This window comes from Psychrobacter piscatorii (genome assembly GCF_904846415.1).
Taxonomy (GTDB): Bacteria; Pseudomonadota; Gammaproteobacteria; order Pseudomonadales; family Moraxellaceae; genus Psychrobacter; species Psychrobacter piscatorii.
Genome location: NZ_CAJHAR010000016.1, coordinates 64,579 through 79,350 on the forward strand (window position 1 = coordinate 64,579; position 14,772 = coordinate 79,350).

At 37.8% G+C, this 14,772-nt stretch carries 11 protein-coding genes and 1 pseudogene; 7 read left to right on the top strand and 5 right to left on the bottom strand.

All coding sequences use genetic code 11. The features are described 5' to 3' along the window. The first annotated feature begins 100 nt into the window (after window positions 1-100). From JMX83_RS08765 to JMX83_RS08790, 6 genes are all read left to right on the top strand, one after another. Complete coding sequence (locus JMX83_RS08765; RefSeq protein WP_201600745.1) at window positions 101-1,690, top strand: type I restriction-modification system subunit M; 1,590 nt, start codon at window positions 101-103, stop codon at window positions 1,688-1,690. Next, window positions 1,687-2,937: a restriction endonuclease subunit S gene (locus JMX83_RS08770; RefSeq protein ID WP_201600749.1), complete on the top strand. Its 1,251-nt coding sequence runs from the start codon at window positions 1,687-1,689 to the stop codon at window positions 2,935-2,937. Before JMX83_RS08765 ends, JMX83_RS08770 begins: the two co-directional genes overlap by 4 nt. A gap of 80 nt (window positions 2,938-3,017) precedes the next feature. Next, window positions 3,018-3,353: a hypothetical protein gene (locus JMX83_RS08775; protein ID WP_201600752.1), complete on the top strand. Its 336-nt coding sequence runs from the start codon at window positions 3,018-3,020 to the stop codon at window positions 3,351-3,353. Window positions 3,354-3,557: 204 nt separating this feature from the next. Then, window positions 3,558-5,735: a GTPase gene (locus JMX83_RS08780; protein ID WP_201600755.1), complete on the top strand. Its 2,178-nt coding sequence runs from the start codon at window positions 3,558-3,560 to the stop codon at window positions 5,733-5,735. A 9-nt stretch (window positions 5,736-5,744) separates the two neighbouring features. Continuing rightward, complete coding sequence (locus JMX83_RS08785) at window positions 5,745-7,484, top strand: GTPase (protein WP_201600757.1); 1,740 nt, start codon at window positions 5,745-5,747, stop codon at window positions 7,482-7,484. A gap of 194 nt (window positions 7,485-7,678) precedes the next feature. Then, window positions 7,679-9,316, top strand: coding sequence for a hypothetical protein (locus tag JMX83_RS08790; protein WP_201600759.1), 1,638 nt, complete (start codon window positions 7,679-7,681; stop codon window positions 9,314-9,316). A gap of 277 nt (window positions 9,317-9,593) precedes the next feature. Here the strand turns inward: JMX83_RS08790 and JMX83_RS08795 are convergent, their stop codons facing one another. The 5 genes from JMX83_RS08795 to JMX83_RS08815 form a co-directional block, all read right to left on the bottom strand. Then, window positions 9,594-10,319 carry a hypothetical protein gene (locus JMX83_RS08795; RefSeq protein WP_201600761.1) on the bottom strand — a complete coding sequence of 242 codons (726 nt, stop codon included), beginning with the start codon at window positions 10,317-10,319 and terminating at the stop codon, window positions 9,594-9,596. Window positions 10,320-10,353: 34 nt separating this feature from the next. Then, entirely contained in the window at window positions 10,354-11,130 is a 777-nt protein-coding gene (locus JMX83_RS08800; RefSeq protein ID WP_201600763.1) for a hypothetical protein, read from the bottom strand. A 91-nt stretch (window positions 11,131-11,221) separates the two neighbouring features. Further along, entirely contained in the window at window positions 11,222-12,175 is a 954-nt protein-coding gene (locus JMX83_RS08805) for a WG repeat-containing protein (protein WP_201600765.1), read from the bottom strand. 216 nt (window positions 12,176-12,391) lie between these two features. After that, the gene (locus tag JMX83_RS08810) at window positions 12,392-13,462 is read right to left on the bottom strand and encodes a WG repeat-containing protein (protein WP_201600768.1); all 1,071 of its coding nucleotides are present in this window, start codon (window positions 13,460-13,462) and stop codon (window positions 12,392-12,394) included. 141 nt (window positions 13,463-13,603) lie between these two features. Beyond that, on the bottom strand, window positions 13,604-14,254 hold the full coding sequence (locus JMX83_RS08815; protein WP_201600770.1) for a hypothetical protein: 651 nt from the start codon (window positions 14,252-14,254) through the stop codon (window positions 13,604-13,606). Window positions 14,255-14,436: 182 nt separating this feature from the next. On the opposite strand from JMX83_RS08815, the pseudogene JMX83_RS08820 reads away from it, so the two are divergent. Continuing rightward, window positions 14,437-14,772, top strand: a pseudogene (locus JMX83_RS08820) (hypothetical protein); the annotation flags it as partial.

Below are 14,772 nucleotides of genomic sequence, written 5' to 3' on the forward strand. Positions count from 1 at the left end.
GATGAAAGACTGATTCAAAGTCACTATACTTGGCGTCTTTTATTTGTTTATTGAAAAAATATATAAGATAACAACGAAATTAATTGAATTAGGAAGTTATATGAGTACCAGTAATATCGTCCAAAAACTTTGGAACCTATGTGATGTCCTGCGAGATGATGGCATCAATTACAGTGATTATGTGACCGAGCTAGTATTACTGCTATTCATTAAAATGGAATATGAAAATATTGAGCAAGGTGTATTGGTCAGTCATAAGCTACCTGAAGGCTGCCGTTGGACAGATATCAACGAGTTATCTGGGCTCAATCTGCTAAATAAATATAAACAAGTGCTGCTCGATCTATCAAAAAGCGACGACCAGCTCATTGCTACTATCTATAACGATGCCTATACCCGTGTAAGAGAACCGCGTCACTTAGAGCAGCTCGTAAAAAGCTTAGACTCTCTAGATTGGTTTAGTATTCAGAACGATGGTTTGGGTGACTTATACGAAGGTCTGCTAGAAAAGAACGCAACTGAGACCAAGTCAGGCGCAGGTCAGTACTTCACCCCGCGCGTGTTGATTGATAGTATCGTTAGATGTACCAGGCCACAGCCAGGTGAGATCATTCAGGACCCTGCAGCAGGTACTGCAGGTTTCTTAATCGCAGCGGATACTTACATCAAATCTAAAACTGATGATCTGTTTGATCTGAGTACAGAGCAGGTAAAATTTCAAAAGACTAAAGCCTTTGTCGGGGTGGAACTGGTACCGAATACGCGTCGTCTTGCTCTAATGAACTGTATGCTACATGGCATGGAAGGCGATAATGAAGGCGTTATTCATCAAGGTAATGCTCTTGGTGAAGCGGGTGCTAGCCTGCCTCGTGCCGATGTCATCCTAGCTAACCCACCATTTGGTACTTCGAAAGGCGGTGATGCTAGTATCACTCGTGATGATCTAACCTATAAGACCAGTAATAAGCAGCTGGCTTTCTTACAACATATCTACCGCAATCTAAAGCCAGGCGGGCGAGCAGCAGTGGTCTTGCCTGATAACGTACTGTTTGAAGCGGGTATCGGTACCGAAATTCGCCGCGATCTAATGGATAAGTGTAATTTGCACACTATCTTACGTTTGCCTACAGGTATCTTCTATGCTGCTGGGGTAAAAACCAACGTATTGTTCTTTACCAAAGGTACGGCGTCTAACCCTGACCAAGATCAAAACTGTACCGAGAATGTCTGGGTCTATGACTTGCGTACTAACATGCCAAGCTTCGGCAAGCGTACGCCGTTTAGCCAGCAGCATCTACAACCATTTGAAGCGCTATACGGTGAGGATGCAAATGGTACAAGTCCTCGTACAGAAGGCGACTGGTCATTCGCTCCCGAAGACGATGGGGGTAAGGACGATAAATCTGAGCAAGATATGGAGAACAGCCGTTGGCGCGTATTCAGCCGTGACTGGATAGCGACAGAGAAGGGCGATAGCTTGGATATTAGCTGGATAAGAGACAGTGACAATATCTCAGCAGAAGACCTGCCCGAGCCACATGTATTGGCTGGTGAGGCAATGACGGAGCTGACTGAAGCGCTGCGTCAATTAGATGAGCTGATGCAAGCCTTGGGTCAAGGCGATGAAGCCAGCACTCAAAAGAAGCTACTGCTTGATGTATTAGGCTTGGATAGTGAGGTGCAGCAATGAGTGAGTTAGCATTGCCTGAAGGGTGGGTCTCGAGTTCTATTGGTAACGTAAATACATATAAATCTAAAAACATTACACCTTTTGATTTTCCAAATACGATTTTTGAGTTATATAGTGTTCCCATATTTTTTTCTGGATATCCAGAGATTCTTGAAGGTAAAGAAATTGGTTCTTCGAAAAGTATGGTGGAAAAAGATGATGTGCTAATTTGTAAAATAAACCCTAGGATTAATAGAGTATGGATTGTTGAGGATTGCACAGAGCATGAGAACATTGCATCATCAGAGTGGATAGTATTTCGACAACCACTTCTAAACCCTAAGTTTATGAAATATTACTATCAGAGTTTAGGGTTTAGAGATAAATTGTGCGCTGATGTCTCAGGTGTTGGTGGTTCATTGACACGAGCTAAGCCTAGAGAGGTAGCCAATTATTTATTACCAATAGCATCCATTACTGAGCAAAATATAATATCCCGCTTGTTGGATGAACATCTAACAACCGTCTCCCAAATCCAAGCCCGACTCGATGCTATACCCAAATTGATTGAGAAGTTTCGGCAGTCTGTTTTAAATGATGCGGTTAGTGGTAGATTGACTGAGGATAGTGTGAATTTTAATTCAATGACATTGGGAGATTTAATTTACTTACAGTATGGTAAAGGGTTGCCAGCTAAAAATAGATCAGGTGAAGGTTATCCAGTTTATGGTTCAAATGGAGAGGTGGGTAGACATCAAAAATACTATACTGAAGGACCTTTTATTATTGTTGGTAGAAAAGGAAGCTTTGGAGAAATAACATGGTCTTCAGAATCAGGATGGGCTATTGATACTGCGTATTTTGTTGAGCTTAGAAAGCAAGATGATCTCAAATTTATTTATTACTTATTACAAACCCTTGAATTAAATACGCTTAATAGGTCTACTGCTATTCCTGGATTAAATAGAAATGATGCATATTCGCAGCCAGTCCGAATTCCAGGTATTGAAGATCAAAGAAGAATTGTTAAGCTTATTGAAAAATATTTTACCTATATTGATCAAATCGAAAAAAGTGTTGTCACTGCCAAAGCTCGAGTAGACTATTTAACTCAGTCCATTTTGCATCAAGCCTTTACCGGTAATTTGACCGCTGAGTGGCGCGAGCAAAATCCTGATTTGATTAGTGGTGAGAACAGTGCTGAGGCGTTATTGGCTAAGATTAAGGCTGAGAAGCAGGGTAGTGGTAAGAAAGTCAAAAATGTGTAGTTTGTTGAAGATGATCCTTTTGCTCAGCTTTAACATAAAGTTCTAATCGCCAGTTAGTTGTTTTAAACAAAGGAGTAATTATGATTACAGTAAAATATGAAGATTTAGATGGTCAAAAAATAAAAGACTTAATTAAGCAAAAACAAACATTTGAAGTATTAGGTTTGAGTGGACGTATGGATAGCGCTACTGCAAAAGTTGAGAATATGATTGAAACATCCGGTCTTTCTTGTCGTGTATATACTTATGGTCGTATCGCAGCTGCTGGCGCTTCTTTATTTGGTGGTATAACAGGAGTGGTCGGTGTCGCATCCGCAATAGGTATGGCGGCTCATAATATTGCTACTTATAATCCAGATTATGAAATAGCCAAACATAGAGTTGATAACAAACTAACTGTCAAATACAAGAAGTAGTTAAAATATTTTAGTCATTTATTACTATTATAAAATGTGGTTACTGAAATTTTGAGTAAAGCGTAGGCAAATAGAAGCCCAAAAAAGCTTAGCTTTATACAATATCTACTTTTAAAAAGGCCTGAGTGGCCTTTTTTTATATGAGTAACTATCTTTTTTAGCTCAAAAGACAATACATTATTAACTACATACATAGAGTTTCCTATGAATTCTCAAAAACATAATAGACAATCATCATTCGCTAGCAACTATAAAGGCATCAAAAGTAATGAAACACCTAGACAGACTGCAATTAGGCTTGAGCAGGCGTTAAGAGAAAGTAAGCAAGCTGCAGACATTGGCTACTCAATTGCTAAGAATAATCTAAATGATATAAGTCACTCAATAAATGAGACTTCAGCTTCTATCTCAAAGAGGTTAGATGCGGTTAAGCAAAGTAGAATTAACAACCCTGAGACGGTTGAAAGTCTAGATAAGCAACTAACTGAGGTAGTAAAGGATTTAAAGAGACTCCATCGGCAAGCTACTCAAGATTTAAGAAGCCGTCATGAACGTTTAGAGAAATTCTCAATCACTCTATTTGGTCGAACAATGGCGGGAAAATCGACATTGATGGAAATTCTAAAAGAAGGTGAGGGCAGCTCAATAGGTTTAGGTTCACAAAGAACCACTCGTGATATACGTCACTATACTTGGAAAGGTTTAGAGATTACCGACGTACCTGGTATTGCCGCTTTCGAAGGCGAGGCAGATGAAGATTTAGCTTTTGAAGCAGCTAAGCAAGCTGATTTAGTTGTTTTTTTGATAACAGATGACTCACCTCAAGCTTCTGAAGCAAAATGTCTTGCTAGGGTACGTAAGTTAGGAAAGCCTGTCATTGGAATTTGCAATATTAAGGTAGCTTTAGATGATCCAGACGACTTCATTATTTTTCTACATAAGCAAAATAATTTATATGATCTAGACGATCTAAATGAACAAATTAATCAATTTAACACTCTTACTGATAAGTATCTTTCTGAACAATCGGTGCGGATAAACTTTATATGCACACACTTAAGAGCGCGTTTTTTAGCAAATCAATCTAATTTTTCTGCTTATAAAGATGAGCTAATAAAGATAAGTCGATTTGATAATGTCGAAAAAAGCATTGTTAATGAGGTTCTAGGCTCAGGCAAGTTTTTTAGAGTAAAGAGTTTTATAGACGGCTCCTATGTTCCTATGATGGAGCTAACAAGTCGTCTGTTAGAGTTTAGTGAGATTAACTCCCAAAGTGGTCGTGTATTAGTTGGTAAAAGTAGGCAATTAAATCAATGGTTGACTGTATTTAAGGATACAGGACAAAAAAGAATAAATAATTTAATATTTAAAATTGTTAATACATTGAAAACCCAAGAAGCTCCTAGCTTCATTGAAGACTATTATGCATCTAAAAATGCTGGAGAAGAATGGACTAAAATAGTAGATTCAATGAAAATTAGTCAGCAGGTAGAAAACCTTCAAAAGGAGCTCTTGGAAGAATTTTCAAAAAATAATAGAGAAATAATGCGTGAATTGGAGTTCGAATTAGAGTTCATTGCAGATGTCAATGTCGATAATAATATAAATATGGATAGCATTTTTGATAAAAAAAGTGCTTGGAATTGGGGTGTCGGTATCATAACAGGCACATTAGGTGTAGCTGCTGTAATAACGGGTGTAGCAGCTTTAGGAACAGCAGCTCTAGCTATAGGTATAGTAGGCAGTTTAATAGCCGGCTTCTTCATCGACAGTAGAGATAAACGTGTAAACGATGCAAGAAAAAATCTAGATCATATCCTCTATATGAATATTTTTAAAATTGAAAAGCGCCTCAAAACAGATTTAAATTACTGGTTTCAAGTAGAGCTATTGAAAATACATGGTAGGGGTCTGTCGAACGATCTAAACACTATTACGAATGAGTTGTTTGCACTAGCAGATACTCAGCGTAAATTAGCATGGGATTTAAACTCGAAGCAAAAATCGCTTTCAAAAAATTTGTTAAATGAATCGTTTGAGCAGCTTGGTAAAGCATACCTAATGAAAGAGATAACAGACATTGCTAGAGTGCCTGGGGAAGCTACAATGTTGATGATCGAACCTAATGTAAAAATACCTCATTATATTAAGAATGGTTTATCTATCCTTTTAGGAGAACAGATTTGGTTTGTCATTAATACAAAGAATGCTAACTCTATTATAAGACAGTCAGTTGGACGAAGCTGTAAATCATGCAGTATTGAAGAGGGTATAGATGTTGCTCACGTGTCATTAGATATTGACGACAGTGTCACACAATTGAGGATAAAATTAGCTCAACAGCTTACTAGTCTTCAAATAGTCGTTAGAAATAATAAATAAGGAATAATAATGAGTTTTAATAGTTTGGAAATAAATAAATGGGTAGCAGATAGCAATAAATTACTCGGGCGAGTGAAAAAATGTTTTATTAATGCTCCGAATGAGAAAGTTCAGAAACTTTCTCAGGGGCTGCCTGATCAGATACGCACAGATAGTAATAAAATTTCTATTCTGTTTTGTGGTCAGTATAGTGCTGGGAAATCCACTATTATTAAGGCACTAACCAATCAAGAAGGCATTGCTATAGGTAGAGGTATAACTACTGAAGATACAACCTCTTATCAATGGGGAGGGTGTGAAATAATAGACACGCCTGGTATCCACACTGAAGTAAGACCAGATCATGATGAGATTACATACAAAGCTATTTCAAATTCTGATCTTTTAGTATTTGTAATTACAAATGAGTTGTTTGACTCTCATTTAGCAGAACACTTTCGTGAACTTGCTATTGACAGAGGCAAAGCTAACGAAATGATACTCGTTGTCAACAAGATGGGTAGGTGTGCAAAAGGTAATAGTATAGAATCCCAAAATATTATTAAAGGTGATATTGAGAAGATAATTGAGCCATACAAAACTGAAGATTTGAAAACAACATTCATTGATGCACAGTTGGTTATAGATAGTAAGAATGAAGATAGCATTGCTATTGCAGATATATATAGAAAGAAAAGTGGCTTCAATGTTTTTATTGACACTTTAAATACATTTATACGTGATAAAGGGCTGGCTTCTAGATATACAACGTCTTTGTACAGCTTAGAGCATATTCTTCAGGAGGCAATTACTTGTGAAATGGTTGGAGATACCGATATAAGTGCAATGCGTGAGCTGTTATTACAAAACCGTAGAGCGTTGATGGACACAAAACAGCAAATCTCAACTTCAATAAAAAGCGAAATACAGAAAACTTCATCACAAGTAAGATCAAAAGGTATAGTAATTGCCGATAAAGTTAATGCTTCGACGGACTCTGATTTAATTGAACAGGATATAAAACAAGCACAAAGAGAAGTAGATGTTCTGTCGAATAAACTTGAAGATAGTATACAAGACGCTATTAGTAAATGTCTTGAGAGCTTGAATGAACGTTCTAATGGTATCAGGGATGGTGAGTTAGCTAAGAATTTAGCAAGTAGGCTGGAGAAGAGATTCATTGACTTGAAAATGACTGGAGACTTCAATAATGCAAAACAAGCGTCTGATATAGGGGCTAAGTTTGGTACTTTTCTAGTAAAAAACTCTTTTACCTCGACTACGGCTGGAGTGGGTGCAATATTTAAGCTAAAGAATTATTCTGGCACGGCAACGCACAACGCAGTTAAAGCAGTAGGAAAACATTTTGGCAAGTCTTTTAAGCCTTGGGAAGCAGTTAAATGGACAAAGAATATTGCGCACGCTGGTAGAGCATTAGTAGTGGTAGGAACGGTTGCTACATTTGCTCTTCAGTACAAAGAAGACATTGATGCAAAAAATATGGAAGCTAATATTAAGAATGGTCGGATTGAGATAAAAAAATACTTCAATGAAGCAGCACAGATAGTTGAAACGCATTTTGACGAAGCTACTCAGACCTATGTAGAAGATGAATTAGAATCTAAGATAATATCAATAAATAAAGAAGTGAAAGAATTAGATAAACTTCTAGAGGCAAAAAGTAAGTTACATGATGATTTAAGAGATTTTGTAGATGAAACTAGAGAGTTGATAGGAATGATTCAAAGCCAAAGCTTACAGATTAGTTAATCTTTTGAGTGGCAGTTCAATTTTATTTTTGCTATGCACACTGGAAGCAAAACATTAAAGGCTGTACTGATATGGAAAAACTCAAGTCATGTTCGCAGTTGCCCGTACTGTTAAAAAAGAAAACAGGTAGCGCTCTTCTGTAATAACAGTTTGAGCTAATATAAATGAATAGTTTCAGCTAGAGGGAGTGATGTGTGGATGCTTTTGATAAAGTTAAGAATTACGATATCGAAGAGGTTTCGATAAAGTTACTGCTACCTTTTAAGTTCTCTGACACATTAACTGACATTAGCAGTCGAATAGAGCAGCTTACCTTAGCTAAATTAGCGCAGAGCCGACTACCATTATTGACAATTGATAGTAGTAGTTTTGTCGGTAACAGTGGTTTATGGGAAAAAGCTCAGTTTGACGACTCAAGCTTATCCAGTGACTTGTATCCCCATGTGGCTCGCATATTAACTACAAAAGATATGGATGTTGAACTATCGAAAAGTTATCAGCTGTCCATGGGTGCTGCTGATATATTGAACCAATATCATAACAGTGATGAGACAAGTCTTGGACTAGCACTGAGACTGTCTGCTGATGCGCTAAAGCGTTTCGATGATTCAGCTGAGCCTATATCTGTTATCCCATGGCGCCTTGGCAATCAATCGATTCGTCTAAATCTATATAACTTGGGTATAGGTGTGTTTGAAGTCGATGCCGTACCTTGTCGTAATTTCATAAAACGCCATGGCTTTAACGGCTTGCAAGAGTTCATAAATGGTATTACTCGAGTCAAATATAAGAGTTCAGATAGTAGATTGGGGGCTATGATATACCGCTCTCAAGTAGAAGGAGAGCCAGATAATAGTTTTGAGCTTTTTAACTTAATTGGGGCCTGTATTGGCTTAAGTAGTGAGGGTAGCGTAAGCTCAGATTTCGAATCTTATATGGGTGCTTTTGAACCTTTAAGTTTGAACAGGTATTTTAGTTATACAGCCCTAAGACTGCATAACTCGATCGAACTATCGGACAACCAAAGAATATCTGAGGCTGACGCTATTGGCTTGGTAAAATGTCTGGCACACCGGCAAACCAAAGATCATAGAGCTACTAGGCTAGTTGATAATAGTGAGAATGCTTTTACACCTTTTCAAAATATCACTTATTACACCTGCATTGAAGGTGGCGCTGTAGTACTTACATCAGATTCTGCAGAAGAAGATGTCACCTTTGTATCCAGTTTTATAAGTAGCAAACTAAAAACAGCCTACTGGCCAATGACGTTGATAGCCTATATTGAGTTTATCTATCTGTTTAAGTTAAATGGTGATATCAATCCTAGTATAAGATTTGATGAAGGCAATAAAGATACCATCGAAATTTTGAAAACTTATAGGCAGCAGATTCTACAATTTCGGTTGCAGTATCGGTTTGCCCAAGCCAGTCATTTACAGCTGCATAATACCTATTACAATAATTGGCGACTGACATTTGAAAGCGAAAAGCTAATGGATGAGTTGGTTGAAGACCTGACTCAAGTTAATAGTTATTTGAGCTCTGCTATGGAGGCAATAGAAGTAGATATAGAGAAAAGACATAATAAAAATATAGGTACTTTGGGTATTTTTGCCACCGGTATGTTATCGCTCTTGAGCCTCTGGGGTACTAATTTTACGTATTTTCAGAATATTGAAGCGAAGGATGCAATCATAGCTAATACAACTGTAGGAGGAGTGGTATTGACTATTGTTGCAATGCTAATATATCGACACCTCGATAAGGTTTGCTATTGGTTTAAGAAAATATTTTTTGGCATAATCGCTAAACTTAGGGTGAGAGAATAAAAAATGCTTTATTACAAGAAATTCATCTAGGCTTGCAAGAAATTCGTCAATGCGAGCCTCATTCATATCAAAGATAGATGAGTTTATTCTTACTTCTAAAATACTAGGGTGTGTCTGCATATTTGAATGCAGTGATAAAGATGAAGAGACACCCTAAATAAAAGCATAGTCAAACAAATTGAAAAAACTCAAAGATAAAATAAAAACTTAAAGCCTAATCTATTTTAGGATGTAAAGCATGAGTAATCACTAATCTACATGCATGCTTGCGAACAATTCATTCAAAGTAGCAGGCGACAGTCATCGTTTGTGGTGTATAGATTGCACCCATATCTATCATGTCCCCCCAGTTATCTACAGTACGGGTTTTGAAATTTGGCCAGATGGTCATCACATTGGCGCTAGAAGAAAATTTAAGGCTTTCAACGCCGCCGTGTGACTCTCTTCTATATTTGTAAATATACTGCTCTAAAGGTTGACCACGATATTTCACACCGTCCTCAAATATCACTTTGTACTCACCGAAATCGCCAGCCAATTCATTATCGTAAAAATCTCTATATTTAATCTCTTTAATCATGTCACGATATTCTGGTAACCATTCAGATCTAGGTTTGACGAAATTATCATACCCTTTTTTACCATGAAAGCTTGCGGTAAACTCAGACAAATTTTTCCTCACACCGTTGTAAGCTGGGTTTTCACCCGAGCAAGCGTCTTCCATCCCGCCAAATAAGTAAACCATATCCTTACTTGTAATAGTATTTGATGTTTTTGTGGCAATGGTAGTAGTGGTTTTGACGTTGTTAGTAGAGTTTGCTGCTTTACTGTTGTTACCTAAGAAAGATTCATCAATACCTTTTTGTACACCTGTCGCAAAACTATCAACAAGACTCAAGGCTCCTTTCCCTACGGTACTACCTATCGTTTTGCTTTCAGCACAGCCAGATAATGCTATAAAGCTGCTAATAACCAACACAGATAACGTATTTTTCGATTTCATAGTTAATTCCGTTAAGTTTAAAATTAAAAAGATATTAAAGATCAAAGGTGCAAGTAATATCGTTATAGTCAGCATCTAAAGCTCTTAAGTCCATAAGGGCGCTACTATAATCAGACTCAAAGAACTTATTCAAGCTTTTGGCAATACCAACATTACTTGAGGTACCTGCATTTGCATGATCTATGATTGAGTAGATATAAAGCGGTTGATACCCTGGTTTTTGCCATTTATAAAATTGTTGTGAAAATAGCTCGTTTTCGCCCGTATCACAGTTCGATTTCACTCGGGTAAGCTCGCTGGCTCTAAATATGTCTTCGAGTTTATATACAGCGCTCCCAGTCTCATCTTCCATAACCGCTTGACCTGAACCAATAGTTATTATCTCTGGCTGCTCTTTGGTACCATAAATTGCCATGCCACCATAGTCGTCTAGACCTCCTCCAATAGAGTAACTAGGATCTTCGGGTGAGTATTCGTTCTTGGCAGGCGTTTTGCTATACCACTCCTTAATATCAGGAGTACTTGCTAGTGACTTCCAACTCCAATCTGTATTAGATTTCAATGCTAAATAGTCAGTAACGTTAGCAAATCTAGGAAGGTTTTCGTCAATAGCTTCGACGGTTTCTACTTCTTCAGTCTCTACTACAGGTTCAGCAATAGTCGTTGAATCAGTAGCGACTATTTCTGCAGGGACTGTTTCTTCAGGAGTAGTGACCTCTGTCGTTTCCTCCATTGAAGGGGTTTCAGAACATCCCGATATAGCCATTAAGCTACTTATTGCGAATATAGATAAAATATGATTGGCCTGCATAAAAAGTTCCTTAAAATTAAAAAGATGTTAAATCGTGATACTAAAGACGCAGATTGAGAGAAGTAGTTTGAGCTGCTAAAGCAGTATCAATCTATTGACAGGCTATCTTTTTATCTGATTTATTAATGCATATCTGTTTCTGATTGATGGTCGCAACTTGTGCTGTACCCTCATTAAAAATAAAATAAGTGGCCCCCATAAAATTAGAACTATATCGTTCGACATGACTATCAGAGTATTTAAAAGGAATCACAGTTTTGTTTGCACCATTAATAAACCCCCATTTACCATCTTTTAATACACCAGCGAGACCTTCACTAAACGGACGTATTTCATCGTATACGAAAGGTACAGCGACTTTACCAGTTTTGGTAATATAGCCCCATTTCTTACCTTTTTTCATACCAACTAAGCCTTGAGAGAAGCCATAAACGCCGCCAAAATTACCATCTATACCGTCATATTGAGGTGTAATAACTTCTTTACCGTCTTTATTAATAAAGCCCCATTTATAAGACTTTGACATTACGGGTGCCATACCTTCACTAAATGACTCTATAGAAGAGTATTTATTAGCAAAGGGCATGACAATTTTGTTTGACGTATCGATAATACCCAGTTTGCCGTTTTTAGAGACTAATATACGCCCGTCAGATACGGGCTCAGACCATGACTCATCGTATTTATCGTTAGGGTCTCGCATATTGTCGTAGATGGCTGGTACCACAAGCTTACCTCGGGTATTCATATAGCCGACTTTGTTGTTTTTCATCACTGCAAAGACGCCATTGCTAATACCGTAGTAGTCTACATCGTCATAGCCTTTTGAGCTTACTAGCGCTTTGCCTTGCTCATCTAATAAGGTTCTAACACTATAATCAGAGCTGTACCCGACAAAGTATTTGCTATCTGCGGTACAAGCAATTTCAGCATAATTTGTCTTAGGCGGTTTACAGTTATCTACGTAAGCCTGAGCGGGAAGAATACACGTAGCAAAAGTTAGTACAGTGGCTAGGGGTAGCAAACGGGTAGGGGGCAAAGTCATGAGTTGCATTCCTTATAATTAAAGCTTTTGTTGATCTCGATTTGTATTTGAAATTATATCGACTAATTTGGCATCTAAATATCGATCCGACGAACGGTAGTTTCTAGTAAAGCCTTAGCAAATAAGGGCTGAAATCAGAAAAGGTTTAGATGACTATTCCTATTAAATGAGAACATCGCTCTAAACAACTAAATACTTTAGAGGTTTTCTTGTAGTCTAGTTATACATTGAATCTAGTACATCTAAGGTGCTGGCATAGTCTTCACGTTTCAGCTCTTTGCCATTCTTATCAATAGTAATAGCCGTTACTTGTCCATTTTCGCCCTCTTGATAAACATCTATAGTGCCATTCTCAAAGTAGCCACCGATGACATCGGGAGAATCCCCACCTGGATCAACAAAGACGCCATCATATTTGGGTTCAATGATGACTTTGCCTAAGGCATCAACAAATCCCCACTTGGCGTTTTCATAGTCGCCTTTAGCAACAGCAGCTCGTCCTTCAGCGAAATGCATTGTTTGATCCCAGATTGGGGCAATGACTTCTTTACCTTTTGTATTAATGAAGCCTTGCTTATCTGAATTCATTGGACTAAAGGATGCTAGGCCTTCTTTAAAATCACCAAGGTGGCTGTATTTAAACTCAAGTACCACTTTACCAGAACGATCAATCGCACCATATTTATAATCTTTCGATACTGTGGCAATGCCATTAATAAAGTCGCTAGCGCTGTCAAATTCAAAGGGGATTACAGCTCTGCCTTCTTTGTCCATATATCCCCATTGGTCTTTATTTAAAATAGCGACCAAGCCTTCGCTAAAGTTTCTAGCATCTAACATCCAGCCATAATCTGCTTCGATACTCACCGGAATCACAAGCTCACCTGAGCCATTAGTGTATCCAAGGTAATAGCCTCCGTCAGAGTCAGACTTTAGATTCTTTTTGAGTAGATAGGCCATACCCTCATGGAACGTGCCGCAGAAATCATATTCTGCTTTTGCAACGATTTTACCTTCGTTGTTTTTGAACCCGCATTGTTCTGAGTACTCACCATTGGGGACTACGTATTGAACCAGTTTAGAAACAGAATCTATGGTTGATGTCTCTTCCGTTTCTGGTGCTACTTCTATATTTGGCTCTATATTTGACGCAGCTTCTACGTTGGTTGATTTGATACTGATATCGTCGTTAGCATTTCTAGTACTTGGAACAGACTCGCTTTTACTACAACCAATAAATAAGAGACTTGTTATAACTGTTAAGGCAATCACTTTTTTTCGTAACATCCTAGTGGTCCTTTTTACTTTCTAATATTGTTGATTCAAAACACAATAACGCCGTAGGATTATATGTTTTAATAAACAAATTTTTAATGAAGATACGTCAGAAATTAGAATTACTTGCTGTATGTTTTAATGAATACTGACCTAAAGTTCACAATTTAAACTTCTTTCTTCAGCGTTATAGGTGGCGCCACTATTGTACATACCTCCCATACCTTCGACTTTGCGAGTTTTAAAGTTTGAGATGACTGCGGTAACGTTCGCAGATTGAGCAAAGACTAATCTTGCATGAGCGCCTTCAGTTCCCTCACGGTAGCCAATCTCTATAGCTTTTAAGGGTTGTTTTCTATAATAGGCATTCTTCAATGGCAGTGAGAAAGTTACATAGGATCCATCTGTACTTTTTATAACATTTTGAATCTGATCACGATATTCTGGTGACCATTGTGAATAAGGCTGGGCACGTGAGTTATCCATATCAATCACGGTGTCTTTAAAGGCATAATAACGATCTGAAATTTTGTTATATGGTGCGATGCTACCTTGACAACTATCTTCCATCCAACCCATTAAAAAAACGATATCTGTCGGAGGAATCGAAGCAGCATTCTGATTTTGAGACTGTACTGAAGTAGATGTGTTTATACTGGTGTTAATATCTCTAAGTATGGTAGAGACGCCTTGACCAACAGATGTACTAAAATCCTTTGTTAATGTGCTCACTTCTGCACAGCCTGATAAATTTGCCATGGCTACTAAGCTAGCACTCAAAAGAAAAAATTTGTTCTGATACATAACATATGTCCGATGAAATAAAATGGTTACATATTAGCAACAATATATTATATATACAAACATTAGTTCAATATAAAAATGAAGTTTATTTGAACGAAAACCTCAGCAAATGTAACTTAGAAAATTATTTTATAGGTAGTCAGATATACTAGCCTCTATGACAAACATATAGGCTTACCATCATGACTGCTCCTGCTCCTGCTCCTGCTCCTGCTCCTGCTCCTGCTCCTCTTGACCATTGTCCTTTAAAAGAAACTCCTTCTATTGCACAGGCCTGTGCAATTACCTTTCTAGGAAATGCCAGTAATAACCTGCAGCAAGACGCTTTTTTCTTTTTAGATAATTGGTATCAAGAAGATCTAGGTGTGATGGCAGTGACACCAGTTGCATTACCATTTTGCCTAGCAGTGTCTGATGGCGTGGCAAGCTCTAATCACTCGCAGCACTGTTCAAAAGCGGTGGTAAAAGCAATCAGACGGTTGTGGGTTAATCAGAAGAGTATTACTTCAGAAGATATT

Excerpts from the sequence above, each read along its gene's own strand:
- JMX83_RS08765 (WP_201600745.1), top strand. The coding sequence starts at position 101 with ATGAGTACCAGTAATATCGTCCAAAAACTTTGGAACCTATGTGATGTC.
- JMX83_RS08770 (WP_201600749.1), top strand. The coding sequence starts at position 1,687 with ATGAGTGAGTTAGCATTGCCTGAAGGGTGGGTCTCGAGTTCTATTGGT.
- JMX83_RS08775 (WP_201600752.1), top strand. The coding sequence starts at position 3,018 with ATGATTACAGTAAAATATGAAGATTTAGATGGTCAAAAAATAAAAGAC.
- JMX83_RS08780 (WP_201600755.1), top strand. The coding sequence starts at position 3,558 with ATGAATTCTCAAAAACATAATAGACAATCATCATTCGCTAGCAACTAT.
- JMX83_RS08785 (WP_201600757.1), top strand. The coding sequence starts at position 5,745 with ATGAGTTTTAATAGTTTGGAAATAAATAAATGGGTAGCAGATAGCAAT.
- JMX83_RS08795 (WP_201600761.1), bottom strand. The coding sequence starts at position 10,319 with ATGAAATCGAAAAATACGTTATCTGTGTTGGTTATTAGCAGCTTTATA.
- JMX83_RS08800 (WP_201600763.1), bottom strand. The coding sequence starts at position 11,130 with ATGCAGGCCAATCATATTTTATCTATATTCGCAATAAGTAGCTTAATG.
- JMX83_RS08805 (WP_201600765.1), bottom strand. The coding sequence starts at position 12,175 with ATGACTTTGCCCCCTACCCGTTTGCTACCCCTAGCCACTGTACTAACT.
- JMX83_RS08810 (WP_201600768.1), bottom strand. The coding sequence starts at position 13,462 with ATGTTACGAAAAAAAGTGATTGCCTTAACAGTTATAACAAGTCTCTTA.
- JMX83_RS08815 (WP_201600770.1), bottom strand. The coding sequence starts at position 14,254 with ATGTATCAGAACAAATTTTTTCTTTTGAGTGCTAGCTTAGTAGCCATG.